At 60.8% G+C, this 25,973-nt stretch carries 28 protein-coding genes and 1 rRNA gene; 17 read left to right on the plus strand and 12 right to left on the minus strand.

Annotated elements, in window-relative coordinates; translation table 11 throughout:
- Nucleotides 1–823: 823 nt before the first annotated feature.
- The 8 genes from E1748_RS22265 to E1748_RS22300 all read left to right on the plus strand — a co-directional run bounded on the left by E1748_RS22265 (nt 824) and on the right by E1748_RS22300 (nt 7,169).
- Nucleotides 824–1,423 carry a TIGR00645 family protein gene (locus E1748_RS22265; protein WP_133649296.1) on the plus strand — a complete coding sequence of 200 codons (600 nt, stop codon included), beginning with the start codon at nt 824–826 and terminating at the stop codon, nt 1,421–1,423.
- A gap of 75 nt (nt 1,424–1,498) precedes the next feature.
- Nucleotides 1,499–3,022: a fumarate hydratase gene (locus E1748_RS22270; RefSeq protein ID WP_133649297.1), complete on the plus strand. Its 1,524-nt coding sequence runs from the start codon at nt 1,499–1,501 to the stop codon at nt 3,020–3,022.
- A gap of 180 nt (nt 3,023–3,202) precedes the next feature.
- Nucleotides 3,203–3,682, plus strand: coding sequence for a bacterioferritin (bfr, locus tag E1748_RS22275; RefSeq protein WP_133649298.1), 480 nt, complete (start codon nt 3,203–3,205; stop codon nt 3,680–3,682).
- 71 nt (nt 3,683–3,753) lie between these two features.
- The gene (murI, locus tag E1748_RS22280; protein ID WP_133649299.1) at nt 3,754–4,644 is read left to right on the plus strand and encodes a glutamate racemase; all 891 of its coding nucleotides are present in this window, start codon (nt 3,754–3,756) and stop codon (nt 4,642–4,644) included.
- A gap of 159 nt (nt 4,645–4,803) precedes the next feature.
- Entirely contained in the window at nt 4,804–5,040 is a 237-nt protein-coding gene (locus tag E1748_RS22285; RefSeq protein WP_133649300.1) for a (2Fe-2S)-binding protein, read from the plus strand.
- A gap of 231 nt (nt 5,041–5,271) precedes the next feature.
- Entirely contained in the window at nt 5,272–5,979 is a 708-nt protein-coding gene (locus E1748_RS22290) for an energy transducer TonB (protein WP_133649301.1), read from the plus strand.
- 25 nt (nt 5,980–6,004) lie between these two features.
- Nucleotides 6,005–6,736 (plus strand): MotA/TolQ/ExbB proton channel family protein, encoded by a 732-nt coding sequence (locus E1748_RS22295; RefSeq protein WP_133649302.1) that lies wholly within the window; start codon nt 6,005–6,007, stop codon nt 6,734–6,736.
- 16 nt (nt 6,737–6,752) lie between these two features.
- Complete coding sequence (locus E1748_RS22300; RefSeq protein ID WP_133649303.1) at nt 6,753–7,169, plus strand: ExbD/TolR family protein; 417 nt, start codon at nt 6,753–6,755, stop codon at nt 7,167–7,169.
- Between the two features lie 365 nt (nt 7,170–7,534).
- On the opposite strand, the gene E1748_RS22305 is transcribed toward E1748_RS22300, so the two are convergent.
- On the minus strand, nt 7,535–8,515 hold the full coding sequence (locus E1748_RS22305) for a LysR family transcriptional regulator (RefSeq protein ID WP_133649304.1): 981 nt from the start codon (nt 8,513–8,515) through the stop codon (nt 7,535–7,537).
- A 123-nt stretch (nt 8,516–8,638) separates the two neighbouring features.
- Between E1748_RS22305 and E1748_RS22310 the strand changes: the two genes are divergently transcribed.
- The 4 genes from E1748_RS22310 to hemP all read left to right on the plus strand — a co-directional run bounded on the left by E1748_RS22310 (nt 8,639) and on the right by hemP (nt 11,050).
- Nucleotides 8,639–9,511, plus strand: coding sequence for a pirin family protein (locus E1748_RS22310; protein ID WP_133649305.1), 873 nt, complete (start codon nt 8,639–8,641; stop codon nt 9,509–9,511).
- A gap of 177 nt (nt 9,512–9,688) precedes the next feature.
- The gene (locus E1748_RS22315; RefSeq protein WP_133649306.1) at nt 9,689–10,090 is read left to right on the plus strand and encodes an OsmC family protein; all 402 of its coding nucleotides are present in this window, start codon (nt 9,689–9,691) and stop codon (nt 10,088–10,090) included.
- 69 nt (nt 10,091–10,159) lie between these two features.
- Entirely contained in the window at nt 10,160–10,642 is a 483-nt protein-coding gene (locus tag E1748_RS22320) for an SRPBCC family protein (protein WP_133649307.1), read from the plus strand.
- A gap of 135 nt (nt 10,643–10,777) precedes the next feature.
- Complete coding sequence (gene hemP, locus E1748_RS22325; protein WP_133649479.1) at nt 10,778–11,050, plus strand: hemin uptake protein HemP; 273 nt, start codon at nt 10,778–10,780, stop codon at nt 11,048–11,050.
- A gap of 309 nt (nt 11,051–11,359) precedes the next feature.
- Here hemP and E1748_RS22330 read toward each other — a convergent pair whose 3' ends face one another.
- The 6 genes from E1748_RS22330 to uvrB form a co-directional block, all read right to left on the minus strand.
- A complete protein-coding gene (locus E1748_RS22330) occupies nt 11,360–11,767 on the minus strand; it encodes a GlcG/HbpS family heme-binding protein (RefSeq protein WP_133649308.1) in 408 nt (135 codons plus the stop codon).
- Between the two features lie 66 nt (nt 11,768–11,833).
- Nucleotides 11,834–13,237: a 4Fe-4S binding protein gene (locus tag E1748_RS22335; RefSeq protein ID WP_133649309.1), complete on the minus strand. Its 1,404-nt coding sequence runs from the start codon at nt 13,235–13,237 to the stop codon at nt 11,834–11,836.
- Entirely contained in the window at nt 13,234–14,079 is an 846-nt protein-coding gene (locus E1748_RS22340) for an FTR1 family iron permease (RefSeq protein ID WP_133649310.1), read from the minus strand. The genes E1748_RS22335 and E1748_RS22340 overlap by 4 nt, the downstream gene beginning before the upstream one ends.
- Before the next feature lie 54 nt (nt 14,080–14,133).
- Nucleotides 14,134–14,466, minus strand: coding sequence for a cupredoxin domain-containing protein (locus tag E1748_RS22345; protein ID WP_133649311.1), 333 nt, complete (start codon nt 14,464–14,466; stop codon nt 14,134–14,136).
- Between the two features lie 105 nt (nt 14,467–14,571).
- Nucleotides 14,572–15,114, minus strand: coding sequence for an iron transporter (locus E1748_RS22350; RefSeq protein WP_133649312.1), 543 nt, complete (start codon nt 15,112–15,114; stop codon nt 14,572–14,574).
- A 259-nt stretch (nt 15,115–15,373) separates the two neighbouring features.
- Entirely contained in the window at nt 15,374–17,464 is a 2,091-nt protein-coding gene (uvrB, locus tag E1748_RS22355; RefSeq protein WP_133649313.1) for an excinuclease ABC subunit UvrB, read from the minus strand.
- A gap of 358 nt (nt 17,465–17,822) precedes the next feature.
- Between uvrB and E1748_RS22360 the strand changes: the two genes are divergently transcribed.
- Nucleotides 17,823–19,022, plus strand: coding sequence for an amino acid aminotransferase (locus E1748_RS22360; protein ID WP_133649314.1), 1,200 nt, complete (start codon nt 17,823–17,825; stop codon nt 19,020–19,022).
- A gap of 129 nt (nt 19,023–19,151) precedes the next feature.
- Here E1748_RS22360 and E1748_RS22365 read toward each other — a convergent pair whose 3' ends face one another.
- Entirely contained in the window at nt 19,152–20,390 is a 1,239-nt protein-coding gene (locus E1748_RS22365) for a DUF3734 domain-containing protein (RefSeq protein ID WP_133649315.1), read from the minus strand.
- Nucleotides 20,391–20,783: 393 nt separating this feature from the next.
- Between E1748_RS22365 and E1748_RS22370 the strand changes: the two genes are divergently transcribed.
- On the plus strand, nt 20,784–21,755 hold the full coding sequence (locus tag E1748_RS22370) for a potassium channel beta subunit family protein (protein ID WP_133649316.1): 972 nt from the start codon (nt 20,784–20,786) through the stop codon (nt 21,753–21,755).
- 141 nt (nt 21,756–21,896) lie between these two features.
- A complete protein-coding gene (locus E1748_RS22375; RefSeq protein WP_133649317.1) occupies nt 21,897–22,742 on the plus strand; it encodes a 23S rRNA (adenine(2030)-N(6))-methyltransferase RlmJ in 846 nt (281 codons plus the stop codon).
- Nucleotides 22,743–22,927: 185 nt separating this feature from the next.
- On the opposite strand, the gene E1748_RS22380 is transcribed toward E1748_RS22375, so the two are convergent.
- From E1748_RS22380 to cueR, 3 genes are all read right to left on the minus strand, one after another.
- On the minus strand, nt 22,928–23,272 hold the full coding sequence (locus E1748_RS22380; protein WP_133649318.1) for a hypothetical protein: 345 nt from the start codon (nt 23,270–23,272) through the stop codon (nt 22,928–22,930).
- Between the two features lie 177 nt (nt 23,273–23,449).
- Nucleotides 23,450–23,596, minus strand: a complete 147-nt coding sequence (locus tag E1748_RS22385; RefSeq protein ID WP_133649319.1) for a DUF3563 family protein — start codon at nt 23,594–23,596, stop codon at nt 23,450–23,452.
- A gap of 299 nt (nt 23,597–23,895) precedes the next feature.
- Nucleotides 23,896–24,285 (minus strand): Cu(I)-responsive transcriptional regulator, encoded by a 390-nt coding sequence (cueR, locus tag E1748_RS22390; protein ID WP_133649320.1) that lies wholly within the window; start codon nt 24,283–24,285, stop codon nt 23,896–23,898.
- 123 nt (nt 24,286–24,408) lie between these two features.
- Here cueR and E1748_RS22395 point away from each other — a divergent pair, with 123 nt between their 5' ends.
- Together E1748_RS22395 and E1748_RS22400 are read left to right on the plus strand one after the other, a co-directional pair.
- Nucleotides 24,409–24,630, plus strand: coding sequence for a heavy-metal-associated domain-containing protein (locus E1748_RS22395; protein WP_133649321.1), 222 nt, complete (start codon nt 24,409–24,411; stop codon nt 24,628–24,630).
- A gap of 10 nt (nt 24,631–24,640) precedes the next feature.
- Entirely contained in the window at nt 24,641–25,537 is an 897-nt protein-coding gene (locus E1748_RS22400) for a dTDP-4-dehydrorhamnose reductase family protein (RefSeq protein WP_133649480.1), read from the plus strand.
- 198 nt (nt 25,538–25,735) lie between these two features.
- Here E1748_RS22400 and rrf read toward each other — a convergent pair.
- Nucleotides 25,736–25,849 (minus strand): 5S ribosomal RNA (rrf, locus tag E1748_RS22405).
- Nucleotides 25,850–25,973 lie beyond the last annotated feature (124 nt).

The raw sequence follows: 25,973 nt of genomic DNA on the forward strand, positions 1-25,973 counted from the left end.
CAATCTGTGCCGGCGCGTCTGTGACGCGCCGTATCGTCTATCGTTGCGCCGCGAGTGTGTTGCCTGGCATCGCGGCCTGTCTCCTGCCCTCGCGCGGAATCCGCGCTGCGTGCGCTGTGTGCGTTACCGCGTCGCACCATGCGCAGCGCGCTGGCGGCGGCAAACCGCACAGGCGTTCGCCTGACGCATGCAGCGAAGCCCGTTCGCCGATGCCCGCTACGATAAGCGGTGCAACTTACCGGCCACTTACTTGCCGCTCGTTGGGCATGCACTTGCGCCTTTGCCTGCATCGTATCGCCTCGACGACGGCACTGCATCGGCATGCGCCAAGCGTTTACCCCACTGCATGGCCACTTTCACAATGTTAACTGAACTCGACGTCCCGATTCCAGCCTGAACCAGTCGGTCGCCAGTTCTCATCGCGCTCGTGATACGGGTCAAGGGCTGCGTCGCGATGATATTCCCGGCAATGATCGAGGTCCGCTCAGCATGTGCTGTGTGTGCTTGCATGCGCGGTCCCGAGATTGCGTTCACGGGTACGAAGGCATCACACGCCCCTTCGATGGATTCGTGACCAGCCGCGCAAACTTCGATCCCGCCATCCGCAAACCGCAGTCCCGCACGCCGCCGGCCCCAAGGCGATCCGCTTCTTCGACGCTGTACAATATCGCGCCCGGTTCGCCTTGTGCCGCCCGGCCGAGTTTCCCCGCAGTCCGCCTTCGGGTGCGAGCTGCCTCGGCCGGTCTGATGCAACGCGCACGCGAACCCGCAAACCTGTCCGCCGCGGCCCGCCGCTGTCCTGCTCCTACTATTGCCACCGCCTATGTCCGCTGCGAACTCTTCGTCTCCTCGCCAGAACCGTCGTCCGATGGGTCCGCTGCCTGCGTTGATCTTCATGAGCCGCTGGCTCCAGGTGCCGCTCTATCTCGGCCTGATCCTCGCGCAGGGCGTGTACGTCGTGCTGTTCCTGAAGGAAGTCTGGCATCTGGTCAGCTCCGCGATGACGCTCGACGAAACCAGCATCATGCTCGTCGTGCTCGGTCTGATCGACGTGGTGATGATCTCGAATCTGCTGATCATGGTGACCATCGGTGGCTATGAGACCTTCGTGTCGCGGCTCGGCCTCGAAGGGCATCCCGACGAACCCGAATGGCTCGATCACGTGAACGCCGGCGTGCTGAAAGTGAAGCTCGCGATGGCGCTGATCAGCATCTCGTCGATTCATCTGCTGAAGACCTTCATCAACCCCGATCAACATACGACGCACGCGGTGATGTGGCAGGTGCTGATTCACGTCGCGTTCCTCCTGTCGGCACTCGTGATGGCATGGATCGACCGTCTCACGACGCATACGCATCCCGAGCACTACCAGGAACTCGCGGCGCGGCATCCGGTGCCGATGTCTGCGCCGGCGCCGGACTGATGTAAACCGGATTCGCATGACCAGGGCCCGCTCGAGGCCCGACCCAAAAAGATTCCCTTCCCCACTGAGTTAGCCATGACCGTCATCAAACAGGAAGACCTGATCCAGAGCATCGCGGATTCTCTGCAGCACATCAGCTACTACCATCCGCTCGACTACATCCAGGCGCTCGGCCGCGCGTACGAACTCGAACAGAGCCCGGCCGCGAAGGACGCGATCGCGCAGATCCTGACCAACAGCCGCATGTGCGCGGAAGGCAAGCGGCCGATCTGCCAGGACACGGGTATCGTCACGGTGTTCGTGAAGGTCGGTATGGACGTTCGCTGGGACGGTGCGACGATGAGCGTCACCGACATGATCAACGAAGGCGTGCGCCGCGGTTATCTGAACCCGGACAACGTGCTGCGCGCGTCGATCGTGAGCCCGCCGGACGGTGCGCGCAAGAACACGAAGGACAACACGCCGGCAGTGATCCACTACGAGATCGTGCCGGGCGACAAGGTCGACGTGCAGGTCGCGGCGAAAGGCGGCGGCTCGGAGAACAAGTCGAAGTTCGCGATGCTGAATCCGTCGGACTCGATCGTCGACTGGGTGCTGAAGACCGTGCCGACGATGGGCGCCGGCTGGTGTCCGCCGGGCATGCTCGGCATCGGTATCGGCGGCACGGCCGAGAAAGCGATGCTGATGGCGAAGGAATCGCTGATGGATTCGATCGACATCCAGGACGTGATCGCGCGCGGTCCGCAGGACTGGATCGAGAAGCTGCGCGTCGAACTGCACGAGAAGGTCAACGCGCTGGGCATCGGTGCGCAAGGCCTCGGCGGTCTCGCGACGGTGCTCGACGTGAAGATCATGGCTGCGCCGACGCACGCGGCGAGCAAGCCGATCGCGATTATCCCGAACTGCGCGGCGACGCGTCACGCACACTTCACGCTCGACGGCAGCGGTGTCGCGAAGCTCGAAGCGCCGTCGCTCGATGCATGGCCGAAGGTGCAGTGGGAACCGAACACGGAAACGAGCCAGCGCGTCGATCTGAATACGCTGACGCCCGCGGAAGTCGCGAGCTGGAAGCCGGGCCAGACGCTGCTGCTGTCGGGCAAGATGCTGACGGGCCGCGATGCCGCGCACAAGCGCATCGCCGACATGCTCGCGAAGGGCGAACCGCTGCCGGTCGATTTCAGGAATCGTGTGATCTACTACGTCGGCCCGGTGGATCCGGTGCGCGACGAAGTCGTCGGCCCGGCGGGTCCGACTACCTCGACGCGGATGGACTCGTTCACCGAGATGATGCTCGCGCAGACCGGGTTGATCTCGATGATCGGCAAGGCCGAGCGTGGCCCGGTCGCGATCGAGGCGATCAAGAAGCATAAGGCGGCGTATCTGATGGCCGTGGGCGGCGCTGCGTATCTCGTGTCGAAGGCGATTCGCGGTGCGAAGGTGCTCGCGTTCGAAGACCTCGGCATGGAAGCGATCTACGAGTTCGATGTGTACGACATGCCGGTGACGGTGGCCGTCGATTCGAACGGGATCTCGGTGCATCAGACCGGTCCTAAAGAATGGCAGGCGAAGATCGGCAAGATTCCGGTCGCGACGGTCTAAAGAAACGCATCGCATTCACGCTGTTCTCACGACGAAAAGCCGGAACCCAGGTTCCGGCTTTTTCTTGTTGCGAGCCAAGGTCTAATTGAGAAGCATGTACGAAAGACAGTCGTAACCTTGGCTTTTTAAGGCCCTGCGTTTATTGTTCTGGTTTGAAGAAGAGCCCCACAAGGAACGACCATGCAAGGCGATAAAAAAGTCATCGACTATCTGAACTCGCAGTTGAAAAACGAACTGACTGCGATCAACCAGTACTTCCTGCACGCGCGGATGTACAAGCACTGGGGCCTCGACAAACTGGGCAAGCACGAATACGACGAATCGATCGGCGAGATGAAACACGCCGATCTGCTGATCGAACGTATTTTCATGCTCGACGGTCTGCCGAATCTTCAGGATCTGCACAAGCTGCTGATCGGCGAAGAGACGAAAGAGATCCTCGAGTGCGATCTGAAGCTCGAACAGATTTCGCAGAAGACCTGCAAGGAAGCGATCGCGTATTGCGAGTCGGTACACGACTACATCTCGCGGCAGATCTTCACGACGATTCTCGACGACACCGAAGAACACATCGACTGGCTCGAAACGCAGCTCGATCTGATCGACAAGGTCGGCATCCAGAATTATCAGCAGACCGGCATGGGATCGATCGAATCGTAATCGGTTACGGCGACCGCGAGGTCGCCGTACAATAGCGGCACTTTTCGTATCTGGTGCTTCTCGCGACACCGATGATTCCGACGCAAGCCGACCCCGCCGCACTGCTCACCTCGCCCGCCGACGCGCGTATGCCCGTCGGCGTTTTCGATTCGGGGCTGGGCGGCCTGTCGGTGCTACGCGCGATCCGCACGCTGCTGCCCGCCGAGCCGGTCGTCTACGCGGCCGATTCGCGCTACGCGCCGTACGGCGATCGCGACGACGACTTCATCACTGACCGTACGCTCGCGATCGGTCAATGGCTGGTGTCGCAGGGGGCGAAGGTGCTGGTCGTCGCGTGCAATACGGCGACCGCGCAATCGATCGCCGTCGTCCGCGAGAAGCTGCCGATTCCACTCGTCGGCGTAGAGCCCGGCATCAAGCCGGCCGCGCTGCAGTCGAAGACTCGTGTCGCGGGCGTACTCGCGACTCAGGTCACGCTGCGCAGCGCGCGCTTCCAGGGGCTGCTCGAACGTTACGCGGCCGACTGCCGTTTCCTCTGCCAACCGGGCCACGGTCTCGTGCAGGCCATCGAGCGCTGCGAAATCGACTCGGCCGAACTGCGCGCGCTGCTGCAAAGCTATCTGCAACCGATGCTGGATGCGGGTGCGGACACGCTGGTGCTCGGCTGCACGCACTACCCGTTTCTCGATGCGGCGATCCGCGACATCGTCGGCGACCGGCTCGAACTGATCGATACGAGCATCGCGATCGCGCGGCAGCTCGAACGCGTGCTGGATCAGCACGGCCTGCGCGCCGCCCCGCTCGCGGACGGCGAAACGCCGCCACTACCGCGCCTCTGCTCGACCAGTGACGGCGCGCATCTACGGCAACTGGCCGGCACGCTGCTGCACCTCGACGCGCCGGTCGAACACGTCGTCATTCCCTCCCGGCGCACTGTTGCGCCCGATTCCCTGCCCGCGTAGTCCATAGCCGCCATCCGGCGGCTCTCCCACGGCTGCTCCGCCAGCCGTAGACCCTGCTAACAGTCTGGTTTTGTTACAAAAATCCGTGTCACGCGCTTGCCAAATGCACCAAACATAATTGATAATAATTCGCATTAACGTTCGCTATCGCGTATCGCCATGATCGTCTGCGTGTGCAAGTCTGTGTCCGACCGAAAAATCCGTGCCTCGATTGCGCAAGGCGTCGACTCGTTCGACGAACTGCAGTTCGAACTCGGCGTCGCCACCTGCTGCGGCAAGTGCGAAGAATCGGTTCGCGACGTCATGGCGCAAACCGGTATGTGCGCGAGCCGCTGCGGTGTCGAGCATCACACGCACACGGCACCGCTCACGTTCTACGAGCGCAAGGCTGCCTGATTTTCGCAGGTGGCACCCCGGGTGCCATCCGTAGCTGTCGTTCCTTTGTCCTGTCTCATCGCCGTCAGCAAGCCAGTCTCACACAAGCCAGCTACCGTCCTCAACTTCAAGGAGTACGAGATGGAATTGCTGATCGGGTTTGTGACCACCTTATGTATCTCGCTGCTGATTTTCCGAACATGACGCTGCCCTGCCTCACCCGCTGCATCGACGGCGCTGACCGACGCTAAAATGCAGGCCTTATATTCCGTTCCGGCCGGTTCCACTCCGGCCTCCTCTACCCGAATGAACTCCCGTGCCGTCGTCGCGACCGCTATCGTCGTGGCGCTTCACGCTGCATTGCTCGTCGTCGTGCTGACGGTTCGTAACGAACCCATCGCGCGGCCGCCGGAACTGCAGTCGATCACCGCGGAATTGTTGCCCGCGCCAATGGCCACCCCTGCGGCAATTCAGTCTCCCGCGCCACCGAAGCCCACGCCGCCGATTCCTCACGTCAAGCAGAAGGTCGTGCCACGGCCTACGCCAAAACCGATCCCGCAGGCAGCGGCACCGTCGCCGACTCAGATCACGACGCCCGAACCTCCACCTGCACCGGCGGCTCCTGCCGCGCCCCCCGCTCCCGCTGCGCCAGTTGCACGCCCGACGATTGCAATGAGCGCGCCGAAGAACGTGGCCCATCTCGACTGCGACATTGTTAAGCCCATCTATCCGCCACTGTCTACGCGGCGCGGTGAAACCGGTGTGGCGTCGGTCAAGTTCGTCGTCGGGCTGACCGGCAAGGTCCAGAACATCGAACTGACGAAGAGCAGCGGCTACAGCCGTCTCGATGACGCAGCGCTCGAAGCAATGCGTGCGTCGACATGCAGGCCCTACATCGAGAACGGTCAACCGATGCTCGCAACGCGTACGCAGCCGTTTGAGTTCGGGCTCAACGACTGAAGCAGATTTCAATCAAGGAATGACCATGCAAAATTACGGTATCGCCCACGTATGGGCGCAAGGGGATTTCGTCACGCGTGGCATCGCGCTCGCGCTGATGATCATGTCGGTGCTGTCGTGGACGGTGATCGTCATCAAGAGCTGGAACGTGGTGCGCATGAACCGCCTCACGCGCAACGCCGAACAGGCGTTCTGGCATTCGGACGATCTCGCCGACGGCGTGAAAAAACTCGGCGCGCACGCGTCGACGCCGCAGGACAACCCGTTCCTCGCGCTCGCGCTGTCGGGTCAGGAAGCCGCCGATCACCATCATCAGACGCAGCCGCATCTGCATGACCGGATGGACGTGTCCGACTGGGTCACGCGCTGCCTGAAAGACACGATGGACGAAAGCGTATCGCGGATGCAGAGCGGACTCGCGGTGCTCGCGTCGATCGGCAGTACCGCGCCGTTCGTCGGTCTGTTCGGCACGGTGTGGGGTATCTATCACGCGCTGCTGACTATCGGCGCGACCGGCCAGACGTCGATCGACCAGGTCGCCGGTCCGGTCGGCGAGGCGCTGATCATGACCGCATTCGGTCTGTTCGTCGCGATTCCCGCCGTGCTCGGCTACAACGCACTGACGCGCGCGAACAAGGCGATCGTCAGCAAGCTGAACCGCTTCGCACACGGCCTGCATGCGTTCTTCGTGACAGGCGCCCGTCTGTCGTCGTCGAAGCGCGGCGACGGTCTGCGTCTCGCGACGCGCAACAACTGATCCGCGAGGCACTCCGATGGCAATGAGCCCTTTCGCCAGCGACGACGACGATGGCCTGATGAACGAGATCAACATGACGCCGCTCGTCGACGTCATGCTGGTTCTGCTGATCGTCTTCATGGTGACGATCCCGGTGATCCGTCACGCAGTGAAGATCGATCTGCCGCATGCGAGCAGCCAGAAAGAAGAGACGAAGCCGGCGCAGGTCAGCGTGTCGGTGGAAGCCGACGGCACAGTGTTGTGGGACGACCAGAAAGTCGACGACGCCACGTTGCGCGCGAAGATCGCCGCCGCCGCGCAACTGGAGCCGCAGCCGGAACTGCATCTGAACGCCGACCGCAAGGTGCCGTATGAAGCAGTCGCCGAAGTGATGTCGGCTGCGCAGGCAGGCGGCCTCACGAAGATCGGTTTCGTGACGCAGCCGAAGCAGTAAGGTCAAGCGCGGTCCGCACGGCTGTCAGCGACACACACGCAAGAATCACGCTGCAAAGTAAAAGGCCTTCATCGTCAGATGAAGGCCTTTTTTCGTGCGCACGCGGCGCATTCGGGCGGCGGGTTCACTTGCCACGGGTGTGGCCGGAGTCACCACATGCGACAGCCGTGATCGACACGGACAGCGCGGTCAGCCCTATCAGGCTCGCTATGATAGCGGCCATGAGTTTTCGCAAAGAGACTCCTCTACGAAAGGGATTCAAATATAGGTCGGCGCCGCCGCGCATTCAAGAAAACAGCCATTGAAAGTACTGATCGCAGACGACGCTTAAATGCCAAAAACGATGCGCACCGTTCAGCGCACGCTCACAACAATTCGGCCTCCATCGCCGCAATGATCGAATCGCGTGTCGGACATTCGCGCTGCATGTACTTGCCGGTGTCGGGATCGAGCATCTCGACGAGATAGTCGACGAAGCTGCGCACCGCCGGCACCATCCCCTGCCGCGACAGGAAGACCGCATAGAGCTGCGGTGTCGGCAGCGTCCATCCGGGCATCACCGGCGACAGTTGACCCGAGCGCAGCGACGCACCGTACATCATCTCCGGCAATGCGGCGATGCCGATGCCCGCCAGCACGACTTCGAGGATCGTCATCAGATCGGCGCAGATGAGACGCGGCTCGTGCTCGTGCGCATGACGGGTGCCGTCCGGCGCAATCAGGTTGAATACGTGGCGGCCGTCGCCGGTCGGTGTGTCGAGCGTTTCGAAGCGCTCGAGATCGGCGGGTTGCATCGGCGGCGCATGCTGGTTCAACAGGCTCGGCGCACCAACCAGCATCTGCTGCGTACGCCATAGCGGCCGCACGACGATGTTCGCGTTTTCGGGTGGCTCGGAGCGCACGCGCAATGCGACGTCGACGGAATCTTCGAACAGGTCCACGACGCGATTCGTCACGCGCATCACAATCCGCACTTCCGGATAGCGATGCATGAACTCCGGCAGGATCTGCGCCATCATCGTCTGCGACAGCGTGACCGGCACGCTCACGCGCACGGTGCCGCGCGGCGCCGCGCGCAACTGCTGCACGACGTTCACTGCGGTGCGCGCTTCCTGCAGCATCGCCTGGCAATGCTGATAGAACAGCTGCCCGGCTTCGGTCAGCGCGAGCTTGCGCGTCGAGCGCTGCAGCAGACGAACGCCGAGCGACGCCTCGAGCTCGGTCAACCGTCGCGACAGTCGCGACTTCGAGATCCCGAGCACCCGTTCGGCGGCGGAAAAACCGCCGTGTTCGACGACCTGCGAAAAGTACATCAGGTCGTTCAGATTATGCGTGTCGATATCCATGTCATCGTTCCATTTTCAGAACAATCCATTGCGGCCGGACGGCTGGCAACGGCGTAAACGGTCCCTATAATAGCTCCATGTTTCAAAAATGATGCTATTCCCCATTTTTTTAAGGTGACTTCGATGACCACGACCCGCACGATCGAGCGTACGTTTCCCGCTGTTCGGACGACGGAAGGCGGCGGTTTTATCGTCCATCGTCCGTTTCCCACGCGTCAGCTTATGGACTTCGATCCGTTCCTGCTGCTCGACGAAATGGGGCCGGTCGACTACGCACCCGGCGAAGCGAAGGGTGCACCCGATCATCCGCATCGTGGCTTCGAAACCGTCACGTACGCGCTCGAAGGGCAATTCGGCCACAAGGATTCGGCGGGCCACTCGGGCACGCTGCGCGCAGGCGACGTGCAATGGATGACCGCGGGCTCGGGCGTCGTGCACAGTGAAATGCCCGATCCTGAATTCACCCGCACCGGGGGTCGTGTGCATGGGCTGCAACTGTGGGTGAATCTGCCGCGCAGCGACAAGATGATCGCGCCGCGCTATCAGGAGATGCCGTCGGCGGGTATTCCGGTCGCGACGTCAAGCGACGGCAAGGTGCGTGTGAAAGTGATCGCGGGCGAAGCGCTCGGCGTGAAGGCGAAGATCGAGACCCACACGCCGATTTTGTATCAGCACTTCACGCTGCAACCCGGCGCAAAAGTCGTTCATCCGGTGCCGCGCGACTATCGCGTGTTCGCGTATTCGCTGTCGGGCAAGGGCTTTTATGGTGAAGACGGACGCGAAGTAGACGCCCGGCAGATGATTGTCTTCAGCGACGACGGCGACACCGTGACGTTCGCTGCCGGTACCGAGCCGCTCGACGTGCTGCTGCTCGGTGGTGTGCCGTTGAAGGAACCGGTTGTGCGTTACGGTCCGTTCGTGATGAACACTGAAGAGGAAATTCGTCAGGCCGTGCTCGATTATCAGTCCGGCAAGATGGGGCAGATCACGCATTGAGCGACGCGGTGGTTTCACAGCGCATCTCGCACAAAAGAAGCGCTCCCGCCGTCACGGCGCGGAGCGCTTTTCTTCTTGTGGCTGCATCGCGCCCCGCACGCGAACGCGACCGAATTCGGTCACAATATCGGCTCGCGCCGCCTTGCGCGGCAGGCCTATCCCCGATCAGGAGTTTTCATGGCAGGGTCCAGCGTTACCGCACACACCGGTTCGGCAGATTTTCAGGTCGTCCTCGATAACGGCAGACATACGTGGCTCGGCGACGAGCCCGAATCGCTCGGCGGCGGCGATCGCGGCCCGACGCCTTTCGACCTGCTGCTGTCGAGTCTCGGTGCGTGCACGTCGATTACGTTGAAGATGTACGCGCAACGCAAAGGCTGGGCACTTCATAACGTACACGTGACGCTGTCGCTCGAAAACGGCGACGCCGGTTCGACAATCGATCGACGGGTCTTGCTCGAAGGCGACCTGTCGGACGAACAGCGGGAACGGCTTTTGCAAATCGCCAATGCGTGCCCGGTCCACAAAGTCCTCACGCGTCCGATCACGGTTCGCACGGGGCTGGCGGCCGCCGTGTGATCCCCACAGCGCGACACCGTATTAGTACCGGCATCGACCGACGATGCGCTTGAAAAGGAAGCTGCTGTCTTGAATTTCGAACACCTGATCCAGATCAACGATCCGTTGAATCCGTTCGTCGACACGATGACGCGCGCACAGTTGTGGGAAGGACTCGTGCTGCGCGCTGAGCAGCCGCAGCTGTTCGTGCTCGGGCTCGATAGCTGCACGATCGTCTCGCGAACCGACAGCACGCTCGAACGCGAACTGCATTATGGCCAGGCGACCGTGCGCGACCGCGTCACGCTGCAGCAGAACGAGAGCGTGCGCTACGACATCCTCGCCACCGACAGCTACGTCGGCGGCTCGCTGACGATGACGATCGAGCAGCCCGACGAACTGCAGTTGTTCCTGCGTTTCGAATACACGACGACCCTGCCCGTCGCCGAAAGCCAGGACGCGCGCCAGACGCAGGAGATCGTCAAGTCCGCCTATCGCGAGTCGGACATCGACACCGTGCGCCTGATCCGCCAGTACGTGCTGGGCAGCAAGGACGCCGGTCCGCTGCATTGATCCTCCGGCGCCGCTCGTCTGCGGCGCCCTCTCCTCTCGGCTATCGGATTCTGGTTTCGATCAATTCTTCTTCTTGTTAATAAGAACGATTATCATTTAGAATCACTCCATCGAATCGACAAACCGATGGAACGAATGACCGACCTGACGCGCTCTTCCACGCTTAGCCTGCGCCGCCCGACCGCCGCGCTGACCAGCCGTCCCAAGGCCGTGTCGCAGGCTTCATCGGCTACGAGCAGCAATGTGCCGCCGTCCGCTTCGCGAAACACCGAGCCTGCCGATTCAGCAGAACGTGCAATTCGCAGCGATACGCTGCTGCAAGGCCGCAGCCACGTCAGCATCACGCACAACGGCGAGACGTATCAGCTGCGTGCGACGCGTCTGGGCAAACTGATTTTGACGAAGTAAGTACCGGGTATTGTGGGGACCACCTCCTCGAGAGGTGTTAGGCTTTAGCCAGCCACGACGGCTTGCACGCGAGATCTAGACCCCTTCGTGCAGACACCAAGCCAGCCGTCGCAGCCAGCCAGGCCGCTTTTTTGGTTCTCACCGCAATGCGCCTCTGCCTGTCGGGCAGACGACGCGAGTATCGAACGTATTTGAAGGGCTTGAAGTACGAAAAGAAAAGGCCGTGCAGATGAAGATCTTCTGCACGGCCTTTGTTTATTCACGCACCAGGTTCGCTTCGCGCGCGCGTCTGCGTAGTGGCAATCGCTGTCAGCCGAGCCCCAGCGCTGCGATGCCCGCTTGAGCAATCGCCGCATCCTGATCCGATCTCACCCCCGACACGCCAACCGCTCCCACCACTTCGCCATCGGCAATCACCGGCACGCCGCCTTCCAGCATGCCGACCATCGGCGCACTGAGGAACGCAACCCGCCCCTGCTTGATGATGTCCTCGTAGATCTTGCTTTCGCGTCTGCCGAGCGCGGCGGTGCGTGCCTTGCCGGTCGCCATCTCGACGGTCGATGGAGCGGCCCTTTCCATTCGATGCAGGTGAAACAGATGACCGCCGTCATCGACGATTGCGATCGTCACATTCCACTGGTTATCGGCGGCATGGGTGTGCGCGGCTTCGGCGATTTTTTTGACGTCGTCGTCGGTCAGCGCGGGTCTGGTTCTCACAGGAGATCTCCGGTGTTTCGATAGGGTTGCGTGGTGACGTATGGCCAATGGCCAAACAGCGAGAGATTAACGCGACCAGCCCCAGAACATCAGCCACCACGCACTATCAACCACCGCTAATGCAGCGATGAACCATGCGATCGACAGCATCCGGGGCGCGAGCCGTTCGGTATAGCGACGCGTGACGAGCCATGCAAGCCACGCGCTCCACACATTGGCGACGACGAGAATCGCGATGCGCAACTCCGACGCCCACCACAACGGCACGTGTTCCGAGCGCAGCAGCGACAGCGTCGTCGCGGACAGGCCGAGAAACACGCCGGCGCCCGCGATCGGAATCAGCCCTTGCGCCAGATGATGCAGCCGGCGCATGTCGAACCGCCCCAGCATCCGCGTCGCGCCCGCCAGCAACACGAGCAGCGTAGTGCCGTAGACGGCCGCCGTCGCGAGGATATAGCCGATCACCATCGTCCCGTCGAGCCACGAGAACACGTCGTTCTGTTCGGGGTAATGCGTGAAGAGAAACCACGGCGCGTTGGTATCGAGCGGCCACGTGATGTCGCGATCGATCAGCCACGTAGCCAGGAATGTTTTCAGATCGACGAACCACGTCGACGCAGTCCAATGGAATGCGCCGATCGCGATGCCGAGCAGGCCATACAGGATCAGTGCGGTGTCCCATGCGTTCGCCTGTTTGTCGCCGAGATCGACGACCTCGGTCGACGGCGCGCGCCACGTCAGCGCAACCGCATCGCGATGGCCGGCGCAGCGGCCGCACATGTGGCACGCCTCGGCGCCCTTCATGTTTCGCAACGGCAACAGCGGCGCGCAGTTGATCGGCACCACGCGATGCCCATGCTCGCCTTCCTTGTACGAGCGTCGCCACGCGTCCTCATCGACCTTGTAGTGGAACGGCGCGAGCCGCGCCAGAAGCGAAAAAACCCCGTTGACGGGGCAGAGATACTTGCACCAGACGCGCTTCTCGCGTCCGTATAGCAACCCGATGATCATCGCCGCGAACGTCGATCCACCGAGTACCAGCAGCACGGCTTTCGGATACTGGTAGACGCTCACCATCTGTCCGTAGATGGTCGTCAGACCGAAGGCCACGAAAGGCCAGCCGCCCCAGCGCATCCAGTGAGGGATCGCCCAGCCGCGACCGTACTTGCTCGCGAACTCGGCGAGCGCGCCTTCCGGACACAGCACGCCGCACCACACGCGACCCAGCATCACCATCGACAGCAGCACGAACGGCCACCAGATGCCCCAGAAGACGAACTGCGCAGCGAGCGTCAGGTTGTTCCACAGATGTGCGGTGTCGCCGGGCAGTGGCGTGAATGCGGGGACGAGAATCAGGAAAGCGTAGACCGCGACGACAACCCACTGGATCCCGCGGATGGCCGCGCCATGGCGCTGCATCCATTGACCGGCTCCGGCGAGACGGCCCGGGCGGGTAGCGACGCTGGTCATACCGCTCGTCCTGCTGTGCGTTGTGCCGGTCCGCGCGAGGCACGGCGCACGAGCAGATAGACGACCGCCCAGTAGAGCGCGTACGCCAGCACGTTCATCAACGCAGGATGCGCGCGATAGCCGGTCAGCGTGGCGACGAGCGAGCCGAACGTACTGGAATCGTCGAGCACCGCGGACGTATTCCACAGCTGGTCGACGAGCGTCGGCAGGATTTCCTTGTCGATCAGTTTGTCGACACCGGTCTGGAACAGACCCGCGCCGAGAAACAGCAGCATGATTTCAGTGACGCGGAAAAAATGCCGCCACGAAAACACTTTGCCGCCGAGTTGCAGCACATAGAACGTGAGGAACGCGAGCGCGAGGCCGATCAGCACCGCGAGTATCTGCCCCATCCCGACGTGCCCCGTTTGCCCGAAGCCGAGGCCGTACAGGAAGATCACCGTCTCGCTGCCTTCGCGCGCGATCGCCAGCGCGACCAGCACCGCGACGCCCCACCAGTTCGAATCGCGCGTGCTCTGCTGCAGCGACTGCTCCATGTCGCGCTTCAGTGTGCGGCCGTGCTGCTTCATCCACAGCACCATCTGCACGATCAGCACGCACGCGATCAGCACCATTGCGGTCTGAAAATAATCCTGCGCATCGCCGGACAGCACCTCGGTGAACCCAACGAGCGCCGCACCGAGCGCGATCGCCGCGAGCACGCCGACTCCGACGCCCGCCCACAGATACGGCAGACCACGCCGCGCGTCCGCGTCGCCGTTTTTCAGCCACGCGTACAGAATGCCGACGACAAGCAGCGCCTCGACGCTTTCTCGCCATACGATGAACACCACCTGACCCATCGATATTCTCCACTGCCACTGCCTGGCGAACACGGCGCACCCGTGCTCCACCCGTTACTTCGCGACGATGACCCCTTGCGCCTGCTGATGGAAATCGTCGAAAAATTTGTACTCGCCCGGCGAAAGCGGAGCGATCACAACGAACGATTCCGCGCCTGGGGCAAGCACCTTTTCCTTGCGTAGCTGAATGCTTTCGAACTCCGCTGCACCCTTGCCGGTATTCACGACCTCGATCTTGATGCGCTGTCCCGCCGGCACTTCGATTCGCGCCGGGTTCAGCTTGCCGTCGCTCATTTCCAGCTTGAAGGTCGGCAGATCCGCCGCCTGTACGATGCCGGCGAAGAGCATCGTCGCCGCGAGAAGCGCGAGCTTCGTGTTAATTCCCATTGCCCCTTCCTGCAGATTTTCCGGCGCAGGCGCTGCACTCATGTACACCGCCTGCACGTTGTTCCGGTTGCTACTCGCAGTTATCCACTGTGTGATCGGGAGCGATCAGTAGCCGCCCTTCTTGCCGATGCCGGCGTATGTGAAGTCGTACTCGAGCGTGAACGGCTTGAACCACGGACCCACGCCGGTTTCCTTGTCGACGTGACGACCGAACGCCATGTGACCCATCTGCATCGGCGGTTCGACGATCAGCTTCAGATGATATTTGCCGGGGCCGGCCAGCTTCACGTTGTCACCGTAGTGCGGACCGTCGCTTGCAACCATCGCCATCAGATCGCCCTTCTGCGACCAACTGCCCTTCGACAGTTCGTAATGCACCTGCAGATACGGCATCCAGTCGCCTTCGGCGAAACCGGTCGGGTTGTTCTTCACCGCATGGATGTCGGCCTCGAGATGGACGTCCGAATCCGACGCCTTGCGCATCATGCCTTCCGGCTCCATCGTGATCGGCTGCAGATACACCGCGCCGATTTCCATGCCGCCCTGGATCTGCTGCTTGCCGATCGGAAATTCGGCAGCCGAAGCCGACACTGCGACGCCCATGGCGGCGACCATCAGGCCCGCGCGCAAAAATGAAGAAACCCGCATTGCAACTCCTTGTTTTTTATCTGACAGAACCGATCACTGATTTTCTAAACGAACATCCGCAGCCTAAAGCTACAAACGAGCGCACGTTAATGCGAACCATTCTCAATATCAGTTTAACATCGTTCCGCATCGAGAACAATTGCGAAAGCTGATCGAACGCGTGTCGACAGCCTTCTGCTGGCTCGCAGCAGAACCGGCTCGCAGAAATGAAAACAGCGTCTTGCGACGCTGTTTTCTTTCACGCCTCGCCGACGAGGCATCAGGTTCCGGTCAGATGATCCCCGACGTTCGCGCCGAACACGCGTTGGCGCAGCAGCGCGAGTTGATCTCGCGCCTGCGCAGCCTTTTCGAATTCGAGATTCTTCGCGTGCTCCATCATCTGCTTCTCGAGTCGCTTGAGCTCCTTCGAAAGCTGCTTTTCGGACATATCTTCGAACTTCGCGCGCTGTTGCTGTTCCTTCAATTCGGCGCGCGCTTCGTCGACGTTGTACACGCCGTCGATGATGTCCTTGATCCGCTTCACCACGCCACGCGGCGTAATGCCCCGCTCCGCGTTGAACGCGATCTGCTTCGCGCGACGCCGCTCTGTTTCGTCGATCGCGCGACGCATCGAGTCGGTCATCTTGTCGGCGTACAGGATCGCCTTGCCGTTGACGTTACGCGCCGCGCGACCGATCGTCTGGATCAGCGAGCGCTCGGCGCGCAGGAAGCCTTCCTTGTCCGCGTCGAGAATCGCGACGAGCGACACTTCGGGAATGTCGAGCCCCTCGCGCAGCAGGTTGATACCGACCAGCACGTCGAACGTACCGAGCCGCAGATCGCGGATGATCTCGACCCGCTCGACGGTATCGATATCGCTGTGCAGGTAGCGCACCTTGACGCCGTGATCGGACAGGAACTCGGTGAGCTGCTCGGCCATGCGCTTGGTCAGCACGGTAACCAGCACGCGATCGCCCGCCTTCACGCGTTCGTTGATCTCCGACAGTATGTCGTCGACCTGACTCGTCGCCGGACGCACCTCGATCTCCGGATCGACGAGGCCGGTAGGACGCACGAGCTGTTCGGCCACCTGCCCCGAGGTCTTCTTTTCGTAGTCGGCAGGCGTTGCCGAAACGAACACGACCTGACGCATCTTGCGTTCGAATTCGTTGAACTTGAGCGGCCGGTTGTCGAGCGCGGACGGCAGCCGGAAACCGTAGTCGACGAGATTTTCCTTGCGCGCGCGGTCACCGTTGTACATGCCGTTCAACTGGCCGATCAGCACGTGCGATTCGTCGAGCAACATCAGTGCATCGGTCGGCAGATAGTCGACGAGCGTCGGCGGCGGTTCGCCCGGCGCCGCGCCGGAAAAGTGCCGCGAGTAGTTCTCGATGCCCTTGCAGAAACCGAGCTCCTGCAACATTTCCAGGTCGAAACGCGTGCGCTGTTCGAGACGTTGCGCCTCGACCAGCTTGCCGTCCTGATAGAAGAACTCCAGCCGGTCACGAAGCTCGGTCTTGATCGTCTCGACCGCGCGCATCACGGTCTCTCGCGGCGTCACGTAGTGCGACGACGGGTACACGGTGAAGCGCGGGATTTTCTGCCGCACACGGCCGGTCAGCGGATCGAACAGCTGCAGCGTTTCGATCTCGTCGTCGAACAGTTCGATACGCACCGCCATCTCGGCGTGCTCGGCCGGAAAAATGTCGATCGTATCGCCGCGCACGCGGAACGCGCCGCGCTGGAAATCCGCTTCGTTGCGCGTGTACTGCATCGCGATCAGCCGCGCGATGATGTCGCGCTGCCCGATACGGTCGCCGGTGCGCAGCGTCAGGATCATCTGGTGATATTCGGACGGATTGCCGATACCGTAGATCGCCGACACGGTCGCGACGATCACGACGTCGCGACGCTCCATCAGGCTCTTCGTCGCGGACAGCCGCATCTGCTCGATGTGCTCGTTGATCGACGAGTCCTTTTCGATGAACAGATCCCGCTGCGGCACGTAGGCCTCAGGCTGGTAGTAATCGTAGTACGACACGAAATACTCGACCGCGTTGCGCGGGAAGAACTCGCGGAACTCCGAATACAGCTGAGCGGCGAGCGTCTTGTTCGGCGCGAACACAATGGCCGGACGGCCGAGGCGCGCGATCGTGTTCGCCATCGTGAACGTCTTACCCGATCCGGTCACGCCGAGCAGCGTCTGGAACGACAGGCCGTCCTCGATGCCTTCGACGAGCGTCTCGATTGCCGTCGGTTGATCGCCGGCCGGTGAATAAGGCTGGTACAGCTGGAACGGCGAGCCGTCGAACGTGACGAATTTCGACTCGTCGAGCGTGTCGTCGACCTCGCTCAGGTGATGTTCGGACATGGATGCGGCATCCTCGGCGGGAGCAAAGGACTATTTTAGCGGTTTGGGCCGGCCCGAGCCGGGTCTGTGCCCGGCTTGCTGACAGTACGTTGGCAGTAGCCGCGATGTTGAGTAAGTCGCAGTGGTTGCCGGCGACTGTCCGATCCGGCGCTGCCGCTGCGGGAATAGGCCGCCCAGGGCACGCCTGGTATGGCCGCTACGCGTAAAAACCCGTCTGCCGACATGACAGAGCTCAAAAAACGGGCACGGATTCGCTACAATGGCGTGTTACGCACGTCGACCGCACGCGGCTCACGTCATCGAGCCCAGGACCAGCCGGACGCGCCTCAAGCTTTCTTTTACTACTGCCGAACCCATCATGTCTCTCTTTTCCGCCGTCGAACTTGCTCCCCGCGACCCGATCCTGGGCCTGAACGAAGCCTTCAATGCCGATACCCGCACCACCAAGGTCAATCTCGGCGTGGGCGTCTACACCAACGAGGAAGGCAAGATTCCGCTGCTGCGCGCCGTGCGCGATGCGGAGAAGGCGCGTGTCGAAGCAGCGTTGCCGCGCGGCTATCTGCCGATCGAAGGGATCGCCGCCTACGATGCCGCCGTGCAGAAGCTGCTGCTCGGCAACGACTCGCCGCTGATCGCAGCAGGCCGTGTCGTGACGGCACAGGCGCTCGGTGGTACGGGTGCATTGAAGATCGGCGCGGATTTCCTGAAGCGCCTGAACCCGGGCTCGAAGGTCGCGATCAGCGATCCCAGCTGGGAAAACCACCGCGCGCTGTTCGAAAGCGCCGGCTTCGATGTTCTCTCATACCCCTACTATGACGCGGCGACGCACGGCGTGAATTTCGCGGGCATGCTCGACGCGTTGAACAGCTACGCAGCGGGCACCGTCGTCGTGCTGCACGCGTGCTGCCATAACCCGACCGGCGTCGACCTCACCGACGATCAATGGAAGCAGATCGTCGAAGTCGTGAAGACACGCGGTCTCGTACCGTTCCTCGATATCGCGTATCAAGGTTTCGGCGACAGCATCGACGCGGACGCCGCCGCGGTACGTCTCTTCGCCGCAGCCGAACTGAACGTGTTCGTCTCGTCGTCGTTCTCGAAGTCGTTCTCGCTGTACGGCGAACGCGTCGGCGCGCTGTCGATCATCACGGCCAGCAAGGAAGAAGCAACGCGCGTGCTGTCGCAACTGAAACGCGTGATCCGCACGAACTATTCGAACCCGCCGACGCACGGTGGCTCGGTTGTCGCCGCGGTGCTCGCATCGGCCGAACTGCGTGCAACGTGGGAAAGCGAACTCGGCGAAATGCGCGATCGTATCCGCGCGATGCGCAATGGTCTCGTCGAGCGGCTGACGAGCGCCGGCGTGAACCGCGATTTCAGCTTCGTGAATGCGCAGCGCGGCATGTTCTCGTACTCGGGTCTGACGGCTGCGCAAGTGGACCGTCTGCGTGAAGAGTTTGGCATCTATGCCGTGAGTACCGGGCGCATCTGCGTTGCGGCGCTCAACACGCGTAATCTCGATGTGGTCGCTGGTGCTATTGCACAGGTGCTGAAGTAACAACGGGGGGCGAGCGGGTAAGTAAGCTCCATCCGCCTTTGTGATTACAGGTAATGCTTAAGCGGCGCTCCATTCGGAGCGCCGTTTTCTTTTGCGGCATTGTCCCTGCCACGCGCAAACCATGTCGGTTCAACGCATGTCGCGATGAATATCGTGAGTCACGAAGCCCGAGTCGTTGTCCGGCATATCGAGCCAGCCGGGTTGTGCGAGCGAACGACGAATGTCTTCCAGACCGCTCGACCAGTGCTCCCGCATCGTCGACAGGCCGAACTGATAATCCTTGAACTGCCCTTCGTACTCTTTCTGCCGGTAGATCAGGTGGATCACGTTGTAGCGCTTCGAGCACGAGAGGGATTCGGCGAGCTTGCACCAGGTGTCTTCGCGATGCTCGGGCGCGACCCGGTCGAGTACTTCGCGCAGTACGTGGCGAAAGCGTTGCGAACGCTGCAGCATGTCGGTGACGAGCCGCGTGCGACTGGAGTACTGGATGTCCTTCATGCGACCCTGAACGTCGGTGATGTTGTCCGGTACTGGTCCGAGTGCACTCCATAGGTCGACCTGAAACGCGAGCGTGTCGTGACGCGGTGTTGTCTGCACCACTTCGTAGAGCGGAGTGTTCGACATCAAGCCGCCGTCCCAAAAGTATTCACCGTCGATCTCGACTGCCGGGAAGCCTGGCGGCAACGCACCGGACGCGATGAAGTGCTCTGCTCGCAGCGTCATGCGAGTGTTGTCGAAGTAAGCGAAATTGCCGGTCCCGACGTTCACCGCACCGACCGAGACACGCATTTCACGCGAGTTGATCCGGTCGAAATCGCAGAGCCGTTCGAGCGTCGCTTTGAGCGGCGTCGTGTCGTAGTAGCTCGCGGCTTGCGGCGGTCCCGATACGGTGGGTAGTGGCGGCGGAAAGCGCGGCACGAAGAAACCCTTCTGCCCTTCGACGAGCGCACTGACCGCCTGCATCGCGGTAAACGCTTTCCGCACGGCATCCGTCGAATTGAACAGCGTCTGCTCGACGAACGCCGGCAATGGCGGCCCGAATGCCGGCTGACAGATCGTTTCCCAAAACTCCAGCAGCCGTGCGACGCGATGCTCGGGCGCATTACCCGCGATGATCGCGGTATTCAATGCACCGATCGAGATGCCGGCGAGCCAGTTCGGCCGGATGCCCGCCTCGTCGAGGCCTTGATATACGCCGGCCTGATATGCGCCGAGTGCTCCACCGCCTTGCAGCATCAGCGCGATCGACTCGTACTTTGGCAGGTCGATCTGCGCAGCAACGTGCACGCCGGCAGCAGCAGCTGCGCGCGCTCCGCTATCGCCGCCAGGTACTTCCGCACGTGCCCGTTTGATATTGCGTTCGGTCATTGCAGCTCTCCTTTTCAGGGCGTCGGTCGAACGATTGCATGAACCAGCTGTGGCTCGCGACGAGCAACAGGCCGCCGGCCAACGCAATGCCCGGGAATGCCGACAGGAACAGTACCGCCTGCGTCACGTGCGCAACCGATGTGAAGACGTCGTATGCCGCATTTTGCTGCGGCATCACATTCCAGTTGGTAAATCATCACATCGCAACCGACCGGCAGGAAGCCGGCCTAACAGCATAGGCCGTCCGGCCAGATACCGATCGCTTCCCTTACCTGGTATTGTGCATGAACGCATATGAAGCTGACGCGACAGAGCTTGCCGCGGAAACCTACGCGCCTGTCCGGATCGGATTAAGCTGTTGCATTCCGATCGACCACACTCCAGGAGGTACGCATGAACTACCGGCGACTCGGCCGCTCCGGCCTGCAAGTCAGCGAACTATCCATCGGCTCATGGGTTACGTACGGCAATCAGGTGGACCGGGGCTCGGCCCGTGAATCGCTCGCAGCCGCGCGCGATGCCGGCGTCAATTTCTTCGATAACGCAGAGGCCTATGCCGGCGGAAAATCCGAAGAAATCATGGGGCAAGCGTTGAAGGAACTCGGCTGGTCGCGCATCAGCTATGTCGTATCCACGAAGTTCTTCTGGGGTTTGAACGAGGCGCCCAACCAGCATCACACGCTGAACCGTAAATATCTGCTGAACGCGATCGACGCTTCGCTGAAACGTCTACAGCTCGATTACGTCGATCTCGCGTTCTGCCATCGGCCCGATCCCAACACGCCCATAGAGGAAACGGTCTGGGCAATGAGCGACATGATCACGCGCGGCAAGGCACTTTACTGGGGCACGTCGGAATGGAGCGCCGACGAGATTCGCGCGGCCTATGAGATCGCCGAACGGCACCATCTGCATAAGCCCGTGATGGAGCAACCTCAGTACAACCTGTTTCATCGCAAGCGTGTCGAACAGGAATACGCGAGACTATACGAGGACATTGGACTTGGATTGACGACGTGGAGCCCGCTTGCATCGGGACTGCTGACTGGCAAATATCGCGGCGGCGTACCGGCTGACAGCCGTGCGCAACTGCAGGGATACGACTGGCTACGCAAGCAGTTGACCGATACAGGAAAGAACGATGTCGTCGGAAAGCTCGGCGGTGTCGCCGATGAGCTCGGATGTTCGATCGGCCAGCTCGCGATCGCGTGGATCCTGAAGAATCCGAACGTGAGTACCGTGATTACCGGCGCCTCCCGAGTCGAACAGATCGCTGAAAATATGAAGGCTCACGAGATCGCGGCAAAGATCACGCCGGAAGTGAAGCTGAAGATCGAAGAGATTGTCGGCGATTCGCACGACTAGCCGAGGGCGGCCAGCCACAGGCTGCATTCTCTGAAAAGCGCAGCGGTCGCGTACAATACGCGACCTTCGATGATCTGTCGGATACGCGCGCAGGTCTCGTGTTCCCGCAGATCGCTGCCCTACGTCGTTTCTCGCGAAACCATGCTCAGCTACCGCCACGCCTTCCATGCTGGAAACCACGCCGACGTCCTGAAACATGCCGTCGTCGTGCAACTGCTGCGCTACCTCGGCCAGAAAGACAAGGCTTACTGGTACATCGATACGCATGCAGGCGCAGGCGTCTATTCGTTGAAAGAGGGGTACGCGACAAAGACCGCGGAATTCGAGACAGGTATCGGCAAGCTGTGGGAGCGCAAGGATTTGCCTCCGATGTTCGCCGAATACGTCGACGAGGTCGCGGCACTCAATCCGGACGGCGATCTGCGGTACTACCCTGGCTCGCCTTATCTGGCGTGGAGATTGATGCGCGAGCAGGACCGGATGCGTCTCTTCGAGTTGCACAGTACCGAGATCGATGTCCTGCGCCACAACTTCCGCGACGCCGGCCGACGCGCACTCCTCTATGCCGGCGACGGCTTCGACGGTATCAAGGCCCTACTCCCTCCGCCGCCGCGCCGCGCGCTCGTGCTGGTCGACCCGTCGTACGAAGATAAACGCGACTACACACGGACACTCACCTGCGTCGAAGAAAGTCTCCGGCGCTTCGCCAACGGTACTTACGCGATCTGGTATCCGCAGGTCACGCGCCCAGAATCGCAGCGGTTTCCTGACCAGTTGAAGCGCCTGCAGGACAAGAGCTGGTTGCACGTGTCTTTGACGATCGGCAACCAGCCCTCGGATGGTTTTGGACTGTACGGCAGTGGGATGTTCATTCTCAACCCGCCGTATACGCTCGCGAAAACGCTGAAGGACTCGATGCCGTGGCTCGTCGATGCACTGAAGCTGGATGGAGCCGCGCAGTTCAAGCTCGAACATCGCGGCGGCTGAATCGAACGCTAAGGTCGGCTTGGCCTGCGACGCGCTCCTGGTCTTCCCGTGTAACTAGGCGATGTCTTTTGATTGGCAATTCGGAGCTTCGCTCCTTGCCACGATGAGTCCGCGGCTGAAAAAGCGTTCGTGTCACCAGGACAACTGCACCACTACCTGGATCGACTAAACCCAAAAGACCAAGGCTATTGCGGTGACGTCGGCAAACGCAGTTGGGGTTTGGGTGCGGTTCGTGACTGACCGCCTGCGGGAACCTCGATATACGGCGAAACGAGAATCGGGGGCGAAGAGTTTGGCGCGAGTTCGGTTGGTGTCGCAATCGGCTGCGCGTCGACAATGCGCGCGTGAGAAAGAGGTGCGGTCTGAAGTACCGTCCCGCTCTGACCATCGCTGATTCCCTTCTGGGTATCCAGAATCAGCGGCTGGCCACCGCCCGACGATGCAGCCAAAGCGCTCGCCGTAGTGAAGGTCGAAGCGAGCACCGGAAATACGAAGCGCAGCAGATAGCCAGACAGACGAATGGAACGCATGCACGAACCCGGTAGTTGATGGCCTGCCGGTCAAACACGGCGGCGGATGCTTTACCTTACCTTCGTTGCGACGTTCACGCCAGCGCGATACTTCGGAGCTATCCGCGCTCCAAAAACGACAAAGCCCCGCAAAGCGGGGCCTTCGATACAGCTGAACCGCCTCACGCGGCGCGCGATTTACTGCGAGTAACCGTTGGTCTCGAGCGAGCGGATACGTTGCTCGAGTTGAACGATGTCGGCCGACGATGCGAGATACGCTTCACGGCGGTTACGTTCGGCGCTTTCAAACCAGATGCTCAGCTTTTCCACAATGTACGCAATCATGATGCTCTCCAAGGATCGATAGAACCCCTGGTGAATTTGCGCATCAGGGATTTCCCTCAAAAGGGTTAACCCGAATTATAGCCTTCTGTCCGAACTGCGCTAGTGAAATGCTCGACTAGCGTGCATTCCGTTTTGGAATGGTGCATTCTGCTGCAGGATTTAACCCATTGATTTTGCTAACATTTTATCCAAAAAATAGATCTCCGAAGCCAAAATGCATTACTTTGGTGCGGTTCTGTGGAAAGATCACAACACCCGAGGTCGGGCTACATGCGTTTCCCAGCCGTCCCCGACAGTAACTATTCGCCCGCCAATCGCTGGATGATCGGACAGTCCGGACGCTCATCTCCGTGGCAATGGTTCGCAAGATGGGTAAGCGTATCCCGCATTTCCGTAAGCTCAGCAATCCGGCGATCAAGTTCGGTCACGTGCTCCAGCGCGATTGATTTAACCTCGCCACTCGCTCGGGAGTGGTCCTGCCACAACGCCAGGAGCTTGCGGATATCTTCTACGAGAAATCCGAGGCGACGGGCCTGTCGAATAAAACGCAGCGAATGAATTTCTGTTGCCCCATAGACTCGGTACCCGGCTGGCGTACGTCCCTTGGCGCTCAACAAGCCAACGCTCTCGTAGTATCTAATCATCTTCGCGGTAACGCCGGACGCACTTGCCGCTTCACCGATATTCATCAGGCTCGCTCCAGATTTCGGTCTTTCATGCTACACCTTCCCACGGCGGGAAGGTTTAAGCTACTTTCTGGCCCATCCGGGTTTCATTGCGACTTGCAATGCAATTACTCTCTCGAGGTGAAAATGATTGCCGAATTCCAAGTTGAAGGCATGAGCTGCCAACATTGTGTCGCCGCTGTCACGGAGGCAATTCGTGACCGTGATGCCTCCGCGCAGGTAAAGATCGATCTCGCGGAACGTCGCGTTATCGTCGATTCGCAGCAACCGGTGGAAGCATTAGAAGCAGCGATCGTCGACGCCGGCTATACGGTGGTCGGTGATGCCAGCACCACTACTAATGACTGAGAATCTACCGATGCCCGTTGTTGCAGTAATTGGCGCGTCTGGGCTGCTGGGGCGGGCGATCGTGAAGGAACTGAATCGGGAGCGAGAATGGCATATCGTTCCTACGGCGTTCCGTCGCGTATCGCCGCAGATGATTTCATTGGACATTTGCGATGCCGATGCAGTCACTCGGTTCATCGAACGCGAGAAGCCGCAGGCTATCGTGATCGCGGCCGCGGAACGCAAACCAGACGTTTGCGAACGTGAGCCCGCACGTGCTCATGCGATGAATGTCGTAGCAGTTCAAAATATTGCTGCTGCAGCCAGTCGCGTGAATGCATGGACTTTGTCCATCTCGACCGATTATGTATTCAACGGGACCCGGCCGCCTTACCTAACCGACGATCCGCCGTGTCCACTTAACGCCTATGGCCGCAGCAAACTGCATGGGGAACGTGCGTTCATCGATGCTGCACGCGGCACCGGATGCGTGCTCCGCCTGCCGCTGCTCTATGGTCCGGTTACCGATTGGCAGGAATCTGCGGTAACCAGCCTGATACCCGCGATTGTCGCGTCAGTCGATACCGTGCCTGCAGCAATGGACGCCTGGGCAGTTCGATATCCAACTTATACGCCGGATGTCGCGTTTGTTATCCGGCAATTGCTCGCTCAACATTTCTGCGGAAGAACCATAACGGGTATTACTCAATGGTCCGGCGACCAGGCAATGACGAAATACGATATTGCCTTGCATCTAGCTGCCGCTCTGCAAATCAAGGCTCGTCTGATTCCGCAAACGACTCCGACCGACTCGACACCGAGACCTCGTGATTGCCACCTCGACACTAGCAGTCTTGAGAAACTCGGTATCGGTCGGCGCACGCCATTCGAGACAGCTCTTCGAGATGTGCTGCGTCAAATCCCGTAGTCAAAGAGCCCTGTTGTGCTCCACAACCAGAAATTCTTCGATTTGTTGTGGGGTTATCGCTAAGGGTATGCGGGGCACTGCAGATGGGGAGCGGATTATGGGTGGCTTGGGAAGGTACGTGCGCAGAAACGGTCGTCCAAACACAAAGCCCCCAACCGGGGTTGAAGCGGTTGGGGGCTTTGAGCTGGAGCATAAGGAGCCTGACGATTACCTACTTTCACACGGGCAATCCGCACTATCATCGGCGTGGAGTCGTTTCACGGTCCTGTTCGGGATGGGAAGGGGTGGTACCGACACGCTATGGTCATCAGGCATGACTTGTTGTCGTGTTGAGGGATACTCAACACAACCAATCGGGAAGAAGTAGCTGAGAGGATGCCTCTCGTGTGGGTTGTGATGGTTGAGGCACAACACTGATCTCAACCGTGCGTCTGCC

The organism is Paraburkholderia flava (assembly GCF_004359985.1).
Lineage (GTDB): Bacteria > Pseudomonadota > Gammaproteobacteria > Burkholderiales > Burkholderiaceae > Paraburkholderia > Paraburkholderia flava.

Excerpts from the sequence above, each read along its gene's own strand:
- E1748_RS22300 (WP_133649303.1), top strand. The coding sequence starts at position 6,753 with ATGGCAATGAGCCCTTTCGCCAGCGACGACGACGATGGCCTGATGAAC.
- bfr (WP_133649298.1), top strand. The coding sequence starts at position 3,203 with ATGCAAGGCGATAAAAAAGTCATCGACTATCTGAACTCGCAGTTGAAA.
- E1748_RS22265 (WP_133649296.1), top strand. The coding sequence starts at position 824 with ATGTCCGCTGCGAACTCTTCGTCTCCTCGCCAGAACCGTCGTCCGATG.
- E1748_RS22380 (WP_133649318.1), bottom strand. The coding sequence starts at position 23,272 with ATGCGTTCCATTCGTCTGTCTGGCTATCTGCTGCGCTTCGTATTTCCG.
- E1748_RS22290 (WP_133649301.1), top strand. The coding sequence starts at position 5,272 with ATGCAGGCCTTATATTCCGTTCCGGCCGGTTCCACTCCGGCCTCCTCT.
- uvrB (WP_133649313.1), bottom strand. The coding sequence starts at position 17,464 with ATGTCCGAACATCACCTGAGCGAGGTCGACGACACGCTCGACGAGTCG.
- E1748_RS22375 (WP_133649317.1), top strand. The coding sequence starts at position 21,897 with ATGCTCAGCTACCGCCACGCCTTCCATGCTGGAAACCACGCCGACGTC.
- E1748_RS22360 (WP_133649314.1), top strand. The coding sequence starts at position 17,823 with ATGTCTCTCTTTTCCGCCGTCGAACTTGCTCCCCGCGACCCGATCCTG.
- cueR (WP_133649320.1), bottom strand. The coding sequence starts at position 24,285 with ATGAATATCGGTGAAGCGGCAAGTGCGTCCGGCGTTACCGCGAAGATG.
- E1748_RS22295 (WP_133649302.1), top strand. The coding sequence starts at position 6,005 with ATGCAAAATTACGGTATCGCCCACGTATGGGCGCAAGGGGATTTCGTC.
- murI (WP_133649299.1), top strand. The coding sequence starts at position 3,754 with ATGATTCCGACGCAAGCCGACCCCGCCGCACTGCTCACCTCGCCCGCC.
- E1748_RS22365 (WP_133649315.1), bottom strand. The coding sequence starts at position 20,390 with ATGACCGAACGCAATATCAAACGGGCACGTGCGGAAGTACCTGGCGGC.
- E1748_RS22315 (WP_133649306.1), top strand. The coding sequence starts at position 9,689 with ATGGCAGGGTCCAGCGTTACCGCACACACCGGTTCGGCAGATTTTCAG.
- E1748_RS22350 (WP_133649312.1), bottom strand. The coding sequence starts at position 15,114 with ATGCGGGTTTCTTCATTTTTGCGCGCGGGCCTGATGGTCGCCGCCATG.
- E1748_RS22370 (WP_133649316.1), top strand. The coding sequence starts at position 20,784 with ATGAACTACCGGCGACTCGGCCGCTCCGGCCTGCAAGTCAGCGAACTA.
- E1748_RS22400 (WP_133649480.1), top strand. The coding sequence starts at position 24,641 with ATGCCCGTTGTTGCAGTAATTGGCGCGTCTGGGCTGCTGGGGCGGGCG.
- E1748_RS22305 (WP_133649304.1), bottom strand. The coding sequence starts at position 8,515 with ATGGATATCGACACGCATAATCTGAACGACCTGATGTACTTTTCGCAG.
- E1748_RS22395 (WP_133649321.1), top strand. The coding sequence starts at position 24,409 with ATGATTGCCGAATTCCAAGTTGAAGGCATGAGCTGCCAACATTGTGTC.
- E1748_RS22340 (WP_133649310.1), bottom strand. The coding sequence starts at position 14,079 with ATGGGTCAGGTGGTGTTCATCGTATGGCGAGAAAGCGTCGAGGCGCTG.
- E1748_RS22285 (WP_133649300.1), top strand. The coding sequence starts at position 4,804 with ATGATCGTCTGCGTGTGCAAGTCTGTGTCCGACCGAAAAATCCGTGCC.
- hemP (WP_133649479.1), top strand. The coding sequence starts at position 10,778 with ATGACCGACCTGACGCGCTCTTCCACGCTTAGCCTGCGCCGCCCGACC.
- E1748_RS22270 (WP_133649297.1), top strand. The coding sequence starts at position 1,499 with ATGACCGTCATCAAACAGGAAGACCTGATCCAGAGCATCGCGGATTCT.
- E1748_RS22345 (WP_133649311.1), bottom strand. The coding sequence starts at position 14,466 with ATGGGAATTAACACGAAGCTCGCGCTTCTCGCGGCGACGATGCTCTTC.
- E1748_RS22385 (WP_133649319.1), bottom strand. The coding sequence starts at position 23,596 with ATGATTGCGTACATTGTGGAAAAGCTGAGCATCTGGTTTGAAAGCGCC.
- E1748_RS22310 (WP_133649305.1), top strand. The coding sequence starts at position 8,639 with ATGACCACGACCCGCACGATCGAGCGTACGTTTCCCGCTGTTCGGACG.
- E1748_RS22335 (WP_133649309.1), bottom strand. The coding sequence starts at position 13,237 with ATGACCAGCGTCGCTACCCGCCCGGGCCGTCTCGCCGGAGCCGGTCAA.